17 protein-coding genes are annotated in these 16,362 nt (G+C 71.3%); 10 read left to right on the forward strand and 7 right to left on the reverse strand.

What is annotated here, in order from left to right; all coding sequences use genetic code 11:
• Nucleotides 1–15: 15 nt before the first annotated feature.
• A complete protein-coding gene (locus ACFV6V_RS16790) occupies nt 16–1,206 on the reverse strand; it encodes a helix-turn-helix domain-containing protein (RefSeq protein WP_385565185.1) in 1,191 nt (396 codons plus the stop codon).
• 530 nt (nt 1,207–1,736) lie between these two features.
• On the opposite strand from ACFV6V_RS16790, the gene ACFV6V_RS16795 reads away from it, so the two are divergent.
• The 3 genes from ACFV6V_RS16795 (at nt 1,737) to ACFV6V_RS16805 (ending at nt 3,556) form a co-directional block, all read left to right on the forward strand.
• Nucleotides 1,737–2,459 (forward strand): VWA domain-containing protein, encoded by a 723-nt coding sequence (locus ACFV6V_RS16795; RefSeq protein WP_385565188.1) that lies wholly within the window; start codon nt 1,737–1,739, stop codon nt 2,457–2,459.
• Between the two features lie 63 nt (nt 2,460–2,522).
• Nucleotides 2,523–2,906 carry a VOC family protein gene (locus ACFV6V_RS16800; protein WP_385565190.1) on the forward strand — a complete coding sequence of 128 codons (384 nt, stop codon included), beginning with the start codon at nt 2,523–2,525 and terminating at the stop codon, nt 2,904–2,906.
• A gap of 146 nt (nt 2,907–3,052) precedes the next feature.
• Complete coding sequence (locus ACFV6V_RS16805; RefSeq protein ID WP_361278221.1) at nt 3,053–3,556, forward strand: pyridoxamine 5'-phosphate oxidase family protein; 504 nt, start codon at nt 3,053–3,055, stop codon at nt 3,554–3,556.
• A 23-nt stretch (nt 3,557–3,579) separates the two neighbouring features.
• Here ACFV6V_RS16805 and ACFV6V_RS16810 read toward each other — a convergent pair whose 3' ends face one another.
• Nucleotides 3,580–4,578, reverse strand: coding sequence for an acyl-CoA dehydrogenase family protein (locus ACFV6V_RS16810; RefSeq protein WP_385565193.1), 999 nt, complete (start codon nt 4,576–4,578; stop codon nt 3,580–3,582).
• A gap of 36 nt (nt 4,579–4,614) precedes the next feature.
• Nucleotides 4,615–5,778 carry an acyl-CoA dehydrogenase family protein gene (locus ACFV6V_RS16815; RefSeq protein WP_385565262.1) on the reverse strand — a complete coding sequence of 388 codons (1,164 nt, stop codon included), beginning with the start codon at nt 5,776–5,778 and terminating at the stop codon, nt 4,615–4,617.
• Nucleotides 5,779–5,857: 79 nt separating this feature from the next.
• On the opposite strand from ACFV6V_RS16815, the gene ACFV6V_RS16820 reads away from it, so the two are divergent.
• The 5 genes from ACFV6V_RS16820 (at nt 5,858) to ACFV6V_RS16840 (ending at nt 10,818) form a co-directional block, all read left to right on the forward strand.
• Nucleotides 5,858–6,646 (forward strand): SDR family oxidoreductase, encoded by a 789-nt coding sequence (locus ACFV6V_RS16820; RefSeq protein ID WP_385565195.1) that lies wholly within the window; start codon nt 5,858–5,860, stop codon nt 6,644–6,646.
• A 24-nt stretch (nt 6,647–6,670) separates the two neighbouring features.
• The gene (locus tag ACFV6V_RS16825) at nt 6,671–7,288 is read left to right on the forward strand and encodes a TetR/AcrR family transcriptional regulator (protein WP_385565198.1); all 618 of its coding nucleotides are present in this window, start codon (nt 6,671–6,673) and stop codon (nt 7,286–7,288) included.
• Nucleotides 7,289–7,313: 25 nt separating this feature from the next.
• Nucleotides 7,314–8,471, forward strand: a complete 1,158-nt coding sequence (locus ACFV6V_RS16830) for an acetyl-CoA C-acetyltransferase (RefSeq protein ID WP_385565201.1) — start codon at nt 7,314–7,316, stop codon at nt 8,469–8,471.
• A 283-nt stretch (nt 8,472–8,754) separates the two neighbouring features.
• Complete coding sequence (locus tag ACFV6V_RS16835; protein WP_361278210.1) at nt 8,755–8,958, forward strand: cold-shock protein; 204 nt, start codon at nt 8,755–8,757, stop codon at nt 8,956–8,958.
• Between the two features lie 165 nt (nt 8,959–9,123).
• A complete protein-coding gene (locus tag ACFV6V_RS16840; protein WP_385565203.1) occupies nt 9,124–10,818 on the forward strand; it encodes a DEAD/DEAH box helicase in 1,695 nt (564 codons plus the stop codon).
• 118 nt (nt 10,819–10,936) lie between these two features.
• Here the strand turns inward: ACFV6V_RS16840 and ACFV6V_RS16845 are convergent, their stop codons facing one another.
• Genes ACFV6V_RS16845 through ACFV6V_RS16860 form a run of 4 tightly spaced genes read right to left on the reverse strand, consistent with a single transcriptional unit; the run spans nt 10,937 to nt 14,383 of the window.
• Entirely contained in the window at nt 10,937–12,010 is a 1,074-nt protein-coding gene (locus ACFV6V_RS16845; RefSeq protein ID WP_385565264.1) for an NAD(P)H-dependent flavin oxidoreductase, read from the reverse strand.
• Between the two features lie 8 nt (nt 12,011–12,018).
• Complete coding sequence (locus ACFV6V_RS16850; protein WP_385565206.1) at nt 12,019–12,771, reverse strand: CoA-transferase subunit beta; 753 nt, start codon at nt 12,769–12,771, stop codon at nt 12,019–12,021.
• Nucleotides 12,768–13,625 carry a CoA transferase subunit A gene (locus ACFV6V_RS16855; RefSeq protein ID WP_385565209.1) on the reverse strand — a complete coding sequence of 286 codons (858 nt, stop codon included), beginning with the start codon at nt 13,623–13,625 and terminating at the stop codon, nt 12,768–12,770. Before ACFV6V_RS16855 ends, ACFV6V_RS16850 begins: the two co-directional genes overlap by 4 nt.
• Nucleotides 13,622–14,383 (reverse strand): enoyl-CoA hydratase family protein, encoded by a 762-nt coding sequence (locus tag ACFV6V_RS16860; protein ID WP_385565211.1) that lies wholly within the window; start codon nt 14,381–14,383, stop codon nt 13,622–13,624. The genes ACFV6V_RS16855 and ACFV6V_RS16860 overlap by 4 nt, the downstream gene beginning before the upstream one ends.
• Nucleotides 14,384–14,450: 67 nt before the next feature.
• Between ACFV6V_RS16860 and ACFV6V_RS16865 the strand changes: the two genes are divergently transcribed.
• Both ACFV6V_RS16865 and ACFV6V_RS16870 read left to right on the forward strand, forming a co-directional pair.
• The gene (locus ACFV6V_RS16865) at nt 14,451–15,215 is read left to right on the forward strand and encodes an SDR family oxidoreductase (RefSeq protein WP_385565214.1); all 765 of its coding nucleotides are present in this window, start codon (nt 14,451–14,453) and stop codon (nt 15,213–15,215) included.
• A 1-nt stretch (nt 15,216) separates the two neighbouring features.
• On the forward strand, nt 15,217–16,149 hold the full coding sequence (locus ACFV6V_RS16870) for an SDR family oxidoreductase (RefSeq protein ID WP_385565215.1): 933 nt from the start codon (nt 15,217–15,219) through the stop codon (nt 16,147–16,149).
• Nucleotides 16,150–16,362: the final 213 nt, after the last annotated feature.

Below are 16,362 nucleotides of genomic sequence, written 5' to 3' on the forward strand. Positions count from 1 at the left end.
AGAACCGGCGAGGGATCAGCGGATCAGCGGTTCCCTGTCGTCGACGTGGAACAGCCCCAGCTGCTCGAAGGGCTCGGCCTTCTCGTCCGCCGTGCGGTCGCGGAGCACGAACGTCGCCCTCTGCAGGCTGAGGCCGTAGCCCTGATGCGCCTCCGTGATCACATACGCGTCCATGACCTGGCCCACTCGGGGATCCCAGAACCGGCGCGCGGACTGGTTGAACGCGATGTCGCCGTGGTCCGCGATCCACGCGGGAGCCTGGCGATAGGACCTGCGCAGATCCGGGCGCTCCAGGATGTCGCGCTCCAGCGCCCTCAGCCGCGGGTGGTCCGGTAGCTGCTGGAGGGTTCCGGCGAAGTAGGCGAGGGTCGGCATGAACCAGTCCTCGAACCAGGCGTCCCTGTCTCCGGCGCCGAGTATCTGGTACGAGTCGGGGTGGAACAGGGTGTAGCGCATCGCGTTGCGGAACGGATGGGCGCTGACGTGCGGCCGCACGTGCCGGAAGATGTCCCGGTAGGCCTGGTTGAAGATCACGACGTCGACGCACTCCGTGTGGGCCATCGACAGGTGCCCCAGACCGTTGATCAACTCCTGGTAGAGCGCCATGTCCGGCCTGCGGCGCAGCTCGCTCGCCAGCGGTGCCGGCGGGACCTTCCCTGTGAGCACGTACAGGTGCTTGCGGTTGTCACCGCTCATGTGCAGCGCCTCGGCGAGACGCTCCACCTCGTGCGTCTCGAGCCGGTAGGCGCGGGCCATCCAGTTCCGCAGCGACTTGGCGGAGATGCCGAGCCGACCCGCCAGCTCCTTCCATGTGACCCCTTCGGCCTTGAGCAGTCGCTTCAGCAGCGCGACGATGACGGCGTTCTGCGCACGCGGCTCATCCGCCTCCAAGGCGTCCGGAGCGGAGGGCGCCGGGCCCTGGCGTGCGTTTCCGGTCAGGAGGCAGAGGGCATGACGGTCCGCTGCGTCCATCTCCAGCGCGTTGGCGAGCCGCTCGGTCTGGGCTGCCTGAAGCCGGTAGGCGTGCTTGAGCCAGTACCGCAGCGAGTTCGGCGCGATGCCCACCTCGCTCGCCAGCCGGTGCAGAGTCAGGCCCTTCGCTTTCACCAGCCGGTTGACCATCTGCGCCACCATGGCGTTGCACGCCTCCGGCCCGGCCTCCACCGCCGCTTCCGCGTCCCGCCTCGGCGTGTGGGTACGAGTCATCGCCCAGCACCTTCCCCCTGTGCCGACGTCACGTCAGCAGGCCCGCGGCCCGTCCTTGCCCGGTCCCGAACACCCTACCGGCCGATACGTGCAGGTCACAGGCTCAGGGTGGTGACCGGTCCGGAGGTGTTCGAGCTCTATGTCCCCCCTGCTGCGCCGGCCGAAAGGCAAAAAGGGAAGGCTGCTTTCCCTTCACTGGCGCATCCCCGCGAACCGGCCATGATGGGAACCCGCCGCCAGCGGTCGCGACGAACACGGCCCCACCGGGGCTGGGCGATGCACTGCAGCAGGGCAGGGGTGTGGCACCCCCTGGTCGCTTCCACACGGGGGTGGGAAGCGGCGGGGGCCGGAGCGGGAACGGCCGCTCGGTCGGGGGTGCCACGGTGCACACCCGGTGCCGCGTACCCGGCTTCCGCAACTGGACGACTGAGCGCGGGCGTACGCTGAGGGTCCCCCTGGCCAGCACGGCGAAGGCGTCAACTCCCTCGCGGCGCCGGGCCAGCGGGCCACCGACACCGCGAGGAGTGCACATGGCGGCCATCAGTCTCCGCAAGATGGAGGAGACCGCCCCAGCCCTCATCAGCCTCTACAAGTGTGCGGGCGTCTCGTTGCGGAAGCACGGGCTCAGCGGGCAGCGCGTGGCGGTCTACCTGGTCGTCGACTACTCGGGGTCGATGAAGCCGTACTACAAGGACGGCAGTGTCCAGGCCCTCGCCGACCGGGTGCTCGGGCTTTCGGCGAACCTGGACGACGATGGGCGGGTGCCCGTGGTGTTCTTCTCCACGGACATCGACGCGGAGACCGAGATCGCGCTCGCCGACCACGAAGGGCGCATCGACCGGATCGTCGCCGGGCTGGGGCACATGGGGAAGACCAGCTACCACCTGGCGATGGACGCGGTCATCGACCACTACCTGGACAGCGGCCCCGCGGCGCCGGCGCTGGTCGTGTTCCAGACCGACGGTGGGCCCATCAACAAGCTGGCCGCCGAACGCTATCTGTGCAAGGCGGCGAAGTTGCCGATGTTCTGGCAGTTCATCGGCTTCGGTGACCCGGGCAGCAGGCAGTTCGACTTTCTGCGCAAGCTGGACGAGCAGGCCGTCCCGGCCAGGCGGCCCATCGACAACGCGGGCTTCTTCCACGCGGGCCAGGACCCGCGGCGGGTGCCGGACGAGGAGTTGTACGACCAACTGGTGTCGGAGTTCCCGGTGTGGCTGGAGAGCGCTCGGCGGATGGGCATCGTGCGGTCCTGACGAGCACGGACGAGGCCGGAATTCAGGTGCGCCGTTCCGGCTCGCCATGCCAGGGTGGCGCGTATGGCGACCTTGGTACGGCATGTGACGATCGACAGTTCCGACGCCTATGGGCTGGCGACCTTCTGGGCGGGTGTGCTCGAGTGCTCCCTCAGCGACGAGGACCAGCCCGGTGACGAGGAGGCACTCGTGGAGGCGCCCGGGGTCGGCATTCTCTTCGTGACCGTGCCCGAGAAGAAGACCCGGAAGAACCGGATGCACTTCGACCTCCAGCCGCAGGAGCGCAGCCGTGACGAGGAGGTCGGCAGGCTGCTGAAGCTCGGTGCCTCGCTCGTCGCCGACCGCCGCAACGCGGACGGCACTGGCTGGGTGACGCTCGCCGATCCCGAGGGGAACGAGTTCTGCGTGGAGCGGAGTGCCGCCGAGCGGAGTGCGGTACGGGGATGAGCGTCCAGGCCGTCGGCAGCCTCGGCGGTGACCGGGTCGCCGACTGAAGCGCCGTCGGCTCCCGAAGGGCACCAGGGCTCGTCACGGTTCCCCGCATCGGCGTAATCACGACAGCAGGTGTCGGGTATTCGCGCTTCGATGGGCTCATGACCTTCAGCTGGACTGACTTCCAGGCCGCGGAGCCGGACTTCGCCGCCACCGTGCAACAGCGCTTCGAGAAGCACACCCACCACATCCTCGCGACCCTTCGCAAGGACGGTTCGCCCCGGGTGACCGGACTCGAGGTGAACTTCCGGTTCGGGGAGCTGTGGCTCGGGATGATGCCGAACTCCCGCAAGGCACTGGACCTGCTGCGCGATCCCCGGCTTGCCATCCATGCCAATCCCGGGGCCGATGCCTCCATGGAGGACGGGGACGTGCGCATCGCCGGGCGGGCGGTGGAGGTGACCGATCCGGAGCTGAAGGACCGGTTCCAGACCGAGGGCGGTGAGCCGCTGCCGTTCCATCTCTTCCGGGTCGAGCTCAGCGAGGCGGTGCGGACCGCCGTCGACGGTGACGAGCTGGTGCTCCAGAGCTGGCAGCCGGGACGGGAGCTGCGGACGATCCGGCGTGGGAACGACGACAGTCCGGCTCGCACGGTCCCGCACTGACGGATGCGTCCGGGCACTGCGCGTCAGCCTGACAGTACCGCCGCTCGGCACCGGGCCGGGTTGCCCCACGCGTCACGCAGCGGCCGGGCCTTGCGCAGCCACCACGCCAGATCCAGCTCCTCGGTGTAGCCGATCGCGCCGTGCAGTTGGAGGGCGGTACGGGCCGCGGCATAGGCGGCCTCGCCGGCCGCGACCTTCGCCGCCGCGATGTCGGCGGGAGCCATGGTCAGCGCCGCACCGAACACCAGGGGGCGGGCGAACTCAAGCGCGATGAGCGTGTCCGCGAGTCGGTGTTTGACGGCCTGGAAGGAACCGATCGCGGTGCCGAACTGGGTGCGCTGCTTGGTGTACGCGACCGTCCGGTCCAGCAACGTCAGCCCCACGCCCAGGCCTTGCGCCGCCGTGGCCAGCCTCGCCCAGCCCTCCGCCGCTCGCGCGGCGCGCGCCACGTCCGGACCGGCGGCCAGGAGTTCGCCGCCCGCGGCGGGCCGGGCCAGGCGGCGCGACGGATCGGCGCAGGTGCGCACCGGGGCGTGGTGTCCGGGAGCGAGGTACAGCCGCGCGGAATCCTCGCTGCCGTCCTCGTCCGGGGCGACCACGAGGACGCAGTCGGCCATGTCCGCGTCCAGGACGTAAGGGCCCGAACCCGGGAGCCCGAGCGTCGTCACCAGCTCGCCCGACGCGATCCCCGGCAGCAGCCGCTTCGCGGGGCCGGAGTCGTCGAGTCCCGCGAGCAGCACGGCAGCGGCGGCCGTCTCCGCCAGGGGGCCCGGCGCAGCACAGCGGCCCAGTTCCACGAAGGCGAAGGACAGGTCGACGGGACGCTGCCCCAGGCCGTCGCACGCCTCGGGCACGGCCAGCGCGAAGACACCGGCCTCCGCCAGCCGGGTCCACAGGGCGCGCCCCGGGCCCGGGTCACCGGCGGCCCAGGACCGTACGGCCGAAGGGGTGTCCGCTGCCGTCAGCAGGGCGTCCAGTGAGCGGGTGAACGCCTGCTGCTCGTCGGTGGGCAGGAATCTCACAGAACGCCTCCTCGATGCGCTGGGGGTGGTGGGCGGTCAGCGGCGTCCCTTCGGGAGACCCAGCAGCCGCTCCGCGATGATGTCCCGCTGGATCTCGTTCGTTCCGGCGTAGATCGGACCGGCGAGCGAGAAGACATAGCCCTCCGCCCAGCCGCCGCCGGCCCCGTCCGCGTCATCCGCCAACTCGCCGTCCCCGCCCAGCAGGTCGAGCGCCGTCTCGTGCAGCGCGATGTCGTACTCGGACCAGAACACCTTGTTCGCGCTGGCCTCGGCGCCGATCGTGGCACCCGCGGCGAAGCGGGACGCGTGGACACAGGTGAAGAGCTGGTACGCGCGAGCTCCGATCACCGCGTCCGCCACCCGGTCGCGCATCGCGGTGTCGGTGCGGTCACCCACCGAGCGCCACAGCTCCACCAGCCTGTTCGCGGCGGCGAGGAAGCGGCCGGGGGAGCGCAGCGTGAGACCGCGTTCGTTGCCCGTGGCGGACATGGCGATACGCCAGCCGTCACCGGGCGCACCGATCACGTCCCCGTCCGGTACGAACACCTCGTCCAGGAACAGCTCGGCGAAGGCGGGCCTGCCGTCGAGGCGGCCGATCGGGCGGACCGTGACCCCCGGCGCCCGCAGGTCGAACATCAGATACGTCAGCCCCCGGTGCGGCCGGTCCGCGTCCGGGTCGGTGCGGAAGATCCCGAAGGCGCGGTCCGCGAAGGCGGCGCGCGACGACCAGGTCTTCTGGCCCGAGAGCAGCCAGCCGCCGTCCGTGCGCACCGCGCGGGACCGAAGGGATGCCAGGTCGGAGCCGGCCTCGGGCTCGGACCAGGCCTGTGCCCAGATCACCTCGCCACTCGCCATGGGCGGCAGGATCCGCCCCCGCTGCTCCCCGGTGCCATGGGCGAAGAGCGTGGGGGCGAGCAGATTGATCCCGTTCTGCGAGACCCGGCCCGGTGCACCCGCCGCGTAGTACTCCTCCTCGAACGCCAGCCAGCGGAAGATGTCGACGCCACGGCCTCCGTAGACCTCCGGCCAGGACACCACCGACCAGCGGTCGGCATACAGCGCTGCCTCCCACTCCCGGTGCGCCGCGAAGCCCTCCGCCGTCTCCAGCGAGGGCAGCGCGCGGTCGGGGACATGGGCGTGCAACCACTCACGGGCGAGGGCCCGGAAGGCGGTCTCGTCTTCCGAGGGGGTCAGGTCCATGGGGTGCCCGCTTCCGTCGAAGGCATCGAAGACATCGAAGGCGTTCCCTAACAAGTGTTTGGTAGGTTAACGTGTTGATGTGACGGACAACAAGGCTCAGTACGTTCCGGGGCACGCCCTGCTGGCCGGCCGCAGCGCCGTCGTCACCGCCGCCGCCGGAGCCGGGATCGGCGGGGCCACCGCCCGCCGCTTCCTGGAAGAGGGCGCCCGGGTGCTGATCAGCGACGCCCATGTGCGCAGGCTCAAGGAGACCGAGGAGGAGCTCGCCGGGGAGTTCGGGGCCGACGCCGTCGCCTCGCTGCCCTGCGACGTCACCGACGAGGCCGCCGTACAAGCCCTGTTCGCCGAGACCGTGCGGCTGCACGGGAGCCTCGACCTCGTCGTCAACAACGCGGGGCTCGGTGGTACGGCGCCGCTCGTGGACATGACCGACGAGCAGTGGACCCGCGTCCTGGACGTGACGCTGAACGGCACCTTCCGCTGCACGCGCGCCGCCCTGCGCGCCTTCCGGGACGGCGGCCGGGGCGGCGCCATCGTCAACAACGCCTCCGTCGTGGGCTGGCGTGCTCAGACCGGCCAGGCCCACTACGCCGCCGCCAAGGCCGGTGTCATGGCCCTCACCCGCTGTGCGGCGCTCGAAGCCGCGGCCTACGGGGTCCGGGTCAACGCCGTATCGCCGAGCCTCGCCATGCACCCGCACCTGGTGAAGGTCACCTCGGCCGACCTGCTCGCCGAGCTCACCGGGAAGGAGGCCTTCGGGCGGCACGCCGAGCCCTGGGAGGTCGCCAATGTCATCGTCTTCCTCGCCAGCGGCTACTCCTCGTACATGACCGGCGAGACGGTCTCCGTGAGCTCCCAGCACGCGTGAACACAGGCGGACGAGAATGGACAGGTGCCTACCACCAAGAAGAAGACCCAGGTGACCGCCTCTCCCGCGCGGCGCCGTGAACTCCTCGACACCGCCGCCGAGGTGTTCGCCGCCCAGGGATACAACGCCACCACTGTCCGCAGGATCGCGGACGAGGCCGGGATGCTCGCGGGCAGCCTGTACTACCACTTCGACTCCAAGGAGTCGATGCTGGACGAGATCCTCTCGACCTTCCTCGACGAGCTCTGGGCCGGATACGACGCCGTACTCGGCGCGGATCTCGGGCCGCGGGAGACCATCGAGGCGCTCGTCACCGAGTCCTTCCGGGAGATCGACCGGCACCGCGCCGCCGTAGCGATCTACCAGAAGGAGTCCAAGCACCTCTCCGTGCAGCCGCGCTTCCACTATCTCGCCGACTCCCAGCGGAAGTTCGAGAAGGCCTGGCTGGGAACCCTGGAGCGCGGGGTCCGGGCCGGGGTCTTCCGTGACGACCTGGACATCCGGCTCACCTACCGGTTCGTCCGCGACACGGTGTGGGTCGCGGCGTCCTGGTACCGGCCGGGCGGCGGGCACAGCCCGGACGAGATCGCCCGCCAGTACCTGTCGATGGTGCTGGACGGGATCTCCGTACGACGACCCTGATTCCGTACGACCCCGAGGAGCAGCCATGGCCGAGGCCTACATCGTCGAAGCGGTCCGCACCCCGGTGGGGCGGCGCAAGGGGGGCCTCGCGGCCGTGCACCCCGCCGACCTGGGGGCACACGTCCTCACGGCCCTGGTCTCCCGCTCCGGGATCGACCCGGCCGCCGTGGAGGACGTGGTCTTCGGCTGCCTGGACACGGTCGGCCCGCAGGCCGGGGACATCGCCCGCACCTGCTGGCTGGCTGCGGGCCTGCCGGAGGAGGTGCCCGGCGTGACCGTCGACCGCCAGTGCGGCTCCTCCCAGCAGGCCGTGCACTTCGCCGCGCAGGGAGTGCTGTCCGGCACCCAGGACCTGGTGGTCGCCGGCGGCGTGCAGAACATGTCGCAGATACCCATCGCCTTCGCCTCCCGTCAGGCCGCCGAACCGCTGGGCCTCACCGAAGGCCCCTTCCACGGCTCGCAGGGCTGGCGGGCACGCTATGGCGACGCGCCCGTCAACCAGTTCCACGGAGCCGAACTCATCGCGCGCCACTGGGGCATCTCGCGCGGCGACATGGAGGAGTTCGCCCTGCGCTCCCATCAGCGGGCCGTCCGGGCGATCGACGAGGGCCGCTTCGCGCGCGAGACCGTCCCGTACGGCGAGCTGGCCGTGGACGAGGGCCCCCGGCGTGACACCTCCCTGGAGAAGATGGCCGCCCTTCGGCCCGTCGTGGAAGGCGGCACGATCACCGCCGCCTGCTCCTCGCAGGTATCGGACGGCGCCGCCGCGATGCTGCTGGCGAGCGAGCAGGCGGTACGGATCCACGGGCTGACCCCGCGTGCCCGTGTCCACCATCTCTCCGTGCGCGGGGAAGACCCCATCCGGATGCTCTCGGCCCCCATCCCGGCGACCGCCCACGCGCTGACCAGGACGGGCCTGTCCATCGATGACATCGACCTCGTGGAGATCAACGAGGCCTTCGCCCCCGTCGTCCTCGCCTGGCTCAAGGAGACCGGAGCGGACCCGGCCCGCGTCAACGTCAACGGCGGCGCCATCGCCCTCGGGCATCCGCTGGGTGCGACGGGGGTCAGGCTGATGACGACGCTGCTGCACGAACTGGAGCGCACGGGCGGGAGGTACGGGCTTCAGACCATGTGCGAGGGCGGCGGCCAGGCGAATGTGACGGTCATCGAGCGGCTGTGACGGTCATCGAGCCGCAGTGACGGTCCTCTGGTGGCGCCCACGCAGCCGGGCCAGGTAAGCGGCCGTGGTCGGCGCTGACCGTGTTCCGGTCGCGCTGACCATGGTTTCGGCGGGTCGCGGCCACGGTTGCGCACGATTCCGAGGTCGGGTGTGCTACTGTCCCAGCGTTGCAGTTTTGGTACCCATGAACTTTATGTGCGCCTGACGGGAAATGTTCGTCGGGCGCATTTTTGTTTTCCGGAGTTTCCGGATGGGGCTGCTCGACCTGATCAGGAGAAAAGTTATGGCCACCGGCACCGTGAAGTGGTTCAACTCGGAAAAGGGCTTCGGTTTCATCGCGCAGGACGGCGGCGGCCCCGACGTCTTCGCCCACTACTCGAACATCGCCACTTCGGGCTTCCGTGAGCTCCAGGAGGGCCAGAAGGTCTCCTTCGACCTCACCCAGGGGCAGAAGGGCCCGCAGGCGGAGAACATCCTCCCCGCCTGACACCCAGAGCGCCCAGGCCCCCTGCCGGGGCCTGGTGCCGCGCCAGGCAACGTTCGCCCCGTCGGGCAGACGCCGCCTGCCGCGGCCCTTGCGCAACCGGGACCCGCGCCGTCATGGCGCGGGTCCCGGTTTGTGCTGTTCATGAGGTCCAGGAAGGTAATCCCGATGACTCGTATCGAACGCCCCGGTGCCGGCCAGGCACGCAAGGGTCCGTCGCAATCCCGCGGAAGGGCAGCCGTGAGGACGTCGGGGAAGCCCTCCGCGAGGACGTCCCCGAAGTCCCCCGCCCGTGGCGGAGGCCCTGCCGGGGAGTTCGCCCTCCCCGAGACCGTCACACCGGCGCTGCCCCCGGTCCAGGCGTTCGCCGAGCTCGACATGCCGGCGGCCCTGCTGAAGACCCTTGCCGCACAGGGCGTGACCGAACCGTTCCCCATCCAGGCGGCGACCCTGCCGAACTCCCTCGCCGGCCGTGACCTCCTCGGTCGCGGGCGGACCGGGTCGGGGAAGACCCTCTCCTTCGGCCTGTCGCTGCTGGCCCGCACCGCCGGCCGGCGTGCCGAGTCCGGTGCGCCGCTCGCCCTGGTGCTCGTCCCCACGCGTGAGCTCGCGCAGCAGGTCGCCGACGCCCTCACCCCGTACGCGACGGCCGTCAATCTGCGGCTGACGACGGTGGTCGGAGGGATGTCGATCACCAAGCAGGCCGGCTCGCTCCGCAGGGGTGCCGAGGTGCTGGTGGCGACCCCCGGACGGTTGAAGGACCTCATCGAACGCGGCGACTGCCGACTGGACCAGGTCGCGATCACCGTGCTGGACGAGGCCGACCAGATGGCCGACATGGGCTTCATGCCGCAGGTCACCGCGCTGCTGAAGCAGGTCGAGCCGGACGGTCAGCGGATGCTGTTCTCCGCCACCCTGGACCGCAACATCGACCGGCTGGTCAAGCAGTTCCTCAGCGACCCCGTGGTGCACTCGGTGGACCCGTCCGCCGGCGCCGTCACCACCATGGACCACCACGTCCTGTACATCGCCGACGAGACTGACAAGAAGGCGGTCACCACGCGCATAGCGGCTCGTGACGGCCGGGTCATCCTCTTCCTGGACACCAAGCGGTCCGTGGACCGGCTGGTGAAGCGGCTGCTCGCCAGCGGGGTGCGGGCGGCTGGACTGCACGGCGGGCGCTCGCAGCCGCAGCGCAACCGCACCCTCGACCAGTTCAAGAGCGGTCATGTCACGGCGCTGGTGGCGACCAACGTGGCGGCCCGCGGCATCCACGTCGACGATCTGGACCTCGTCGTGAACGTCGACCCGCCGACGGACCACAAGGACTACCTGCACCGGGGCGGGCGCACCGCGCGGGCCGGCGAGTCCGGCAGCGTCGTGACGCTGGTGCTGCCGGAGCAGAAGCGCGAGATGACCCGGCTCATGTCGGACGCGGGGATCAGTCCGCGGACGGCCAGGGTGAAGTCCAGCGACGAGGAGCTCGCCCGGCTGACCGGTGCTCGCGAGCCGTCCGGTGTCGCGGTCACCATCGACGTACCGCAGCCGCAGCAGCCGGCCGAGTCGTCGCGGCCGAAGCGCAGGCGTGCCCGGAGCGGCGGCCCCCGCGCCCAGGCTGAGAGCGGTCAGACGGGTCGTGGCCAGGGGAGCGGTGCGACCCGCGCCCCGGCGGCGAGCGGCCAGGCGGGTCGTGGCAAGGGGAGCGGTGCCACCCGCACCCAGTCGGGAAGCGGTCAGGCAGGCCGTGGCCAGGGGAGTCGGGCGGGGCGTGCCGAAGGCGGGCACGCCCAGGGCAGGAGCCGTGCGGCTGGTGTCACCCGGGGCGGTGGCGTTGGCGGAGGCCGGCGGTCCGCCGCCAGGTAGCTCCATCGGGTGACTTCGGCCCGGGTGTACACCGGAACGCCGGCCGGCGCGGGACCTGACGCGGGTCCCGCCGCCGACCGGCGTCCAGCCCCGGGCCCTGATCACTGCATGGAACCCCCTACGGGGCAGGGGAACCGGTGGACCAGGCCGTCGGGGGCAGAGCGCGGAGCGCCTGTCCGGCCTCGCGCATCACCCGGTCCACGAGTTCCGTGCAACTGGGCAGGTCCTCGATCAGCCCCGCCACCTGTCCGGAGGCCATGATGCCGAGGTCGGTGCGTCCCTCGACCATCGAAGCCTTCAGCAGCATCGGGGTGTTCGCGGCCAGCAGGACCTGGCTCCACGACAGGTCCTTGCCGTGCCGCATCGCGCGTCCGTCGCGCAGCATCGCGGCCCAGGAGAGCCCGGAGAGCCGGCGGAATCCGGCGGCCCTGCGGAGGGCGTGCAGCAGCGCGCGGGCGCGGCCGTACCGCTCCAGCGCCGCCACGAGATCGGTGCGCAGCATGCGGTGCGGCAACCCGTCGACGGCGGCCGTGACGGTGATGTCCCTCACCGTGGCCGCCAGATAGCGGGCCTTGACGGCATCAGGGACCGTCGAGTCGCTGGTGAGGAGGAAGCGGGTCCCCATGGCGATGCCCGCCGCCCCGTACGCCAGCGCCGCCACCAGGCCCCGCCCGTCGTGGAATCCGCCCGCCGCGATCACCGGGATGTCCACGGCGTCCACCACCTGGGGGAGCAGCACGGTCGTGGCGACCTCGCCGGTGTGCCCGCCGCCCTCACCGCCCTGCACGATCACCGCGTCCGCGCCCCAGGCCGCGACCTTCTCGGCATGGCGGCGGGCTCCGATGGACGGGATCACCACGACGCCCGCGTCCTTCAGCTCGGAGACGAGCGCGCGTGAGGGAGCGAGGGCGAACGAGGCGACGCGTACACCCTCCTCGACGATGATCCGCACCCGTTCCCGGGCATCCCCCGCATCGGCGCGCAGATTGACGCCGAAGGGCGCGTCCGTACGGGATCTGACCTCGCGCACGGCATGCCGCAGTTGCTCCGTGGTCATGGTCGCGGACGCGAGGATGCCCAGTGCCCCGGCCCGGGCCGTCGCCGACACCAGCCGGGGGCCGGAGACCCAGCCCATCCCGGTCTGGACGATGGGGTGCTCGACCCCGGTGAGCCGGGTGAGCGCCGTCTCGATCCGGGGCATCAGCCGCGCACCTCGCGGTCGCGGGCTCCGGCCGGGTCGATGACCTCGCGGATCAGCCGCAGCTCCGCCGTGCTCGGTTCGCGGGTGAACGGCACGTCGTCACCGGTCACGAGGGGGAAGCCGGTCGACTCCCGGACCTGTTCGACGGTCACCCCGGGATGCACGGACACCAGCCGCATCGAGCGGTCCGGGGTCTCGAAGTCGAAGACACCGAGGTCCGAGACGACCCGCGGGATGCGGTGGAACCGGGTCGCCGAGTCCCCGGCGGCAGCGGCGTTGTCGTAGCCGACCCCGCTGACCATGTCCACCTTCTCGACGAAGACCCGCCGCGAATGCCGGGGGATCCAGTAACTCACCGGATTGTTGAGAGTGTTGACGGGGGCTCCGCGCACGCCGAGCAGCTGCCGTGCCGGGCGGTTCCATGTGCCGATGCAGGAGATGTTCTGGTTGCCGTACCGGTCGATCTGGCTCGCGCCCATCATCACGTGCCGTCTGCCACCGGTGACCATGGTCAGGTGGCGGCGGTAGGGCAGCCAGCCCTCGACCGTGCCGTCGAGGGCGACGAGCATCGCCTCGCCGTCCGTCAGCAGCAGATCGGGGGAGAAGGTGTATCGGGCGAGGCGGGCACCTATGGAGGGGATCAGACCCATCGGACTGGCCAGCACCTCGCCGTCGCCGCGCCAGGCGTCGGCGCAGGCGACGACACAGAAGTCGGCCCGGGTGGCCTCGATGTGAGGAGCGAGATCCGTCATCGCCGCTGCTCCTCCTCGCGCCAGGCCCGTACCGCCGACTGGTACGACTGTTCGTCGGGACCGGACAGGAACCGCTCGGCGAAGTCGTGCCAGGGGGTGCTCGCGTACAGCTTCTGGAAGGCCTCGTCGCGCCCGTAGTCAGGGGCGCAGGAGGTGAAGTGGGCGCCGTGCGGGGTCTCCACGACGCCGGTGACGCTGTGGCGGCCGATCAGCAGGGTCTGCGGGGCGGCGTCCTTGGTCAGCTCAGCCGTGTCGACCAGCCGTTCGCAGGAGACGTACGCCTCGTCCGCTGCCTCGCAGAAGAGGTCGTCGAAGTACGGGTCGGGGCCCAGATACTGGCCGTTGCCGATCCGGTCGGCCCGGTTCATGTGCACCAGCGCGGCGTCGAGGCGCAGCGCGGGCACGGCGACGAGCTCCTCGCCGTCCTCGTACGGTGAAGTCACCGTCCTCAGCTCGGGGTTGACCCGCAGCACGTCCGAGCCGAGGCCCGCGCGCACGGGCAGGAACGGCAGTCGGTTCACGGCCGCGTGCAGGCCCCACATGAACATCGCCTCGTCCAGCTCCGTCATTCGCAGGGTGCCGCCCTCGCGGGCGGCCCGGAAATGCGGCTCGAGCGGGATCGAGTCCAGCGTGGCGAAGGGGGCGACGAGCCGGCGGATCCGGCCCGCGGCGGCCAGCAGCCCGACATCGGGCCCGCCGTACGAGACCACCGTCAGATCGGTGATCGTGGACCGGAGCAGTGCTCTGACGAGGGCCATCGGCTTGCGGCGGGAGCCCCAGCCGCCGATCCCGACGGTCATTCCGCTGCTCAGCCGGGAGACCACCTCGTCCGGCGTCATGGTCTTGTCGGTCATGCCTCCGTCTCCCCTTCCCTCTCCTGCCCGAACGTGTCCCGTACCCGCGCGGCGGTGCCGCTGAGGCCCGCCTCGAAGGTGAACCCCTGCTCGAAGCGGTAGCTGCGGCGTACGTCGACGGGGTCGATGCCGTTGATGGCGGCCTTGGCCAGCCGGATGAGCCGGCCGTCCTTACGGGCGACCTCGCGGGCCAACGCCAGCGCCGCGTCCCGCAGGGCCTCGCGCGGTACGACCCTCCACACCGATCCATGACCCAGCAGCTCGGTGGCGGTCACCGTGCGCGAGGTGTAGTACAGGGCCCGCATCAGATGCTGCGGCACCAGCCGGGCGAGATGCGTGGCGGCGCCCAGTGCGCCCCGGTCCAGCTCCGGCAGCCCGAAGGTGGCGTCGTCGGATGCCACGATCACGTCGGCGTTGCCCGCGAGCCCGATCCCGCCGCCGAGGCAGAAGCCGTGTACGGCGGCGATCACCGGCACCTCGCACTCGTAGACCGCCGCGAACGCCTCGTAGCAGCCGTGGTTGGCGCCGATCAGGGCCTCATGGCCGGTGTCGCGCTGCAACTCCTTGATGTCCACACCCGCGTTGAAGCCGCGGCCCCCGGCGGCCAGCACCACACAGCGGATCTCCGGGTCGCGGCCCGCGGCCCGTACGGCGTCGGCGAGGTCGTACCAGCCCTGTACGGGAAGGGCGTTGACGGGTGGGAAGTCGGTCGTGACGACGGATATGCCCTTCTCGGGGCTTGCGGTGGAGACACCCATGAGCCGATCAGCTACCTTTCCACCAAACGTTTGTTAGGTGAATGCCCAGTGAGGAAGGTAGCAGCCGATGGAGCTGGACGGGAGGGTCGCCGTCGTCACCGGGGGGACGCGGGGCGTCGGCGCGGGAATCGCGCGTGCGTTCCTCGCCGCGGGTGCCGAAGTCGTGGTCTGCGCCCGCAGGCCACCGGATGCCGCGGTCGAAGCCGGCCGGCGCACCGCCCACTTCGAGCCCGCCGACCTGCGGGACCCGGCAGTCGCAGGGGAGTTCATCGACCGGGTGATACGCCGGTACGGCAGGCTCGACACCCTGGTGAACAACGCGGGCGGTACGCCCTACCGGCTGCTCGACGCCGCGGACGCCGCCCGCCACGCGCGGGTGCTCGAACTGAACCTGCTGGTGCCGCTGACCGTGTCACTCGCCGCGTACGAACATCTGCGCAGGGCGCGCGGCTCGGTTGTGATGATCGGCAGCGTGAGCGGGACCCGCCCGTCGCCCGGCACGGCCGTGTACGGGGCGGCGAAGGCGGGCCTGGAGAGCCTCGGGCGCTCCATGGCGGTGGAGTGGGCGCCCGAGGTGCGGGTGAACACGCTGGTGCCCGGGATGGTCCGTACGGAACTGGTGCCGCTGCACTACGGCGACGAGGCGGGTGTGGCGGCGGTGGGCCGCACGGTGCCGCTCGGGCGGCTCGCCGAGCCGGACGAGATCGGTGAGGTGGCGGTCTTCCTCGCCTCACCGCGGGCGGCCTATGTGAGCGGGGCGTCGCTGCTGGTGCACGGGGGCGGGGAGCGCCCGGCGTTCCTGGATGCGGCAACGGTCAACAAGGAGGACTGAGATGAGCGGCGAAACGACGGACGGCATCTGCGCGGGAAGAGTGGTGATCGTGACGGGCGCAGGCCGGGGTCTCGGCCGGGCGCACGCACTGGCCTTCGCCGCCGAGGGCGCGCGGCTCGTGGTGAACGACCTCGGCGCCGGACCCGACGGATCTGGGGCGTCCGCCTCACCGGCCGAGCGGGTCGTCGCGGAGATCGAGGCCGGTGGCGGTGAAGCGGTCGCCCACGCCGGTGACATCACCACCGGCGAGGGTGCCGGCTCGCTGGTGGAAGCCGCGCTGGCCTCGTTCGGCCGCCTCGACACCCTCGTCAACAACGCGGGCTTCCTGCGGGACCGGATGCTGGTGAACCTGGACGACGACGACTGGGACGCGGTGCTGCGGGTGCATCTGCGGGGTCACTTCCTTCCGTTGAGGCACGCGGCGGCGTACTGGCGCGGCGAGGCGAAGGCCGGCCGCAGGACCGTGGCCCGGATCGTCAACACCTCCAGTGGCGCGGGCCTGCTGGGCTCCGTCGGGCAGGGCGGCTACAGTGCGGCGAAAGCGGGCATCGTCGGCCTCACCCTGGTCGCCGCGGAGGAACTCGCGTCCTACGGGGTCCAGGTCAACGCGATCGCCCCGGCCGCGAGGACCCGTATGACCGAGCAGACCTTCGCCGACACGATGGCGGCCCCGGCCGATCCCACCGCGTTCGACGCGATGGCACCGGAAAACGTGTCACCGCTGGTCGTCTGGCTCGGATCGGCGGACAGCGCGGGGGTGACGGGCCGGGTCTTCGAGGCCGAGGCGGGACGCATCACGGTCATGCAGGGCTGGCGCCCCGGCCCCACGGCCGACAAGGGAGCCCGCTGGAGCCCCGCGGAGGCGGGTCGCGCGACCCGAAAGCTCCTCGAGTCCGCCGAACCGCCGCTGCCGGTGTACGGGGCGCGGCGCTAGATCCTCTCGCCCGGACAGACCTTGGGCGGATGTGCCGTGGCCCGGCATCGCGGCGTTGTCGAGGCCGGTGGGGTGACCGCTCAGCCAGTCCACATGCGTCCATCGCCCCCTCCCCGGTCCGGCCCCCGTCCTGAAGTGCCCCAACGGCGGTCGACCCGGGCCCCCTTCGGGCGCTGCCGTACGCACCGGCCCACCGCCGGGACCACATCAGGC

The sequence above is a fragment of the Streptomyces sp. NPDC059828 genome (genome assembly GCF_042731955.1).
Classification (GTDB): Bacteria; Actinomycetota; Actinomycetes; order Streptomycetales; family Streptomycetaceae; genus Streptomyces.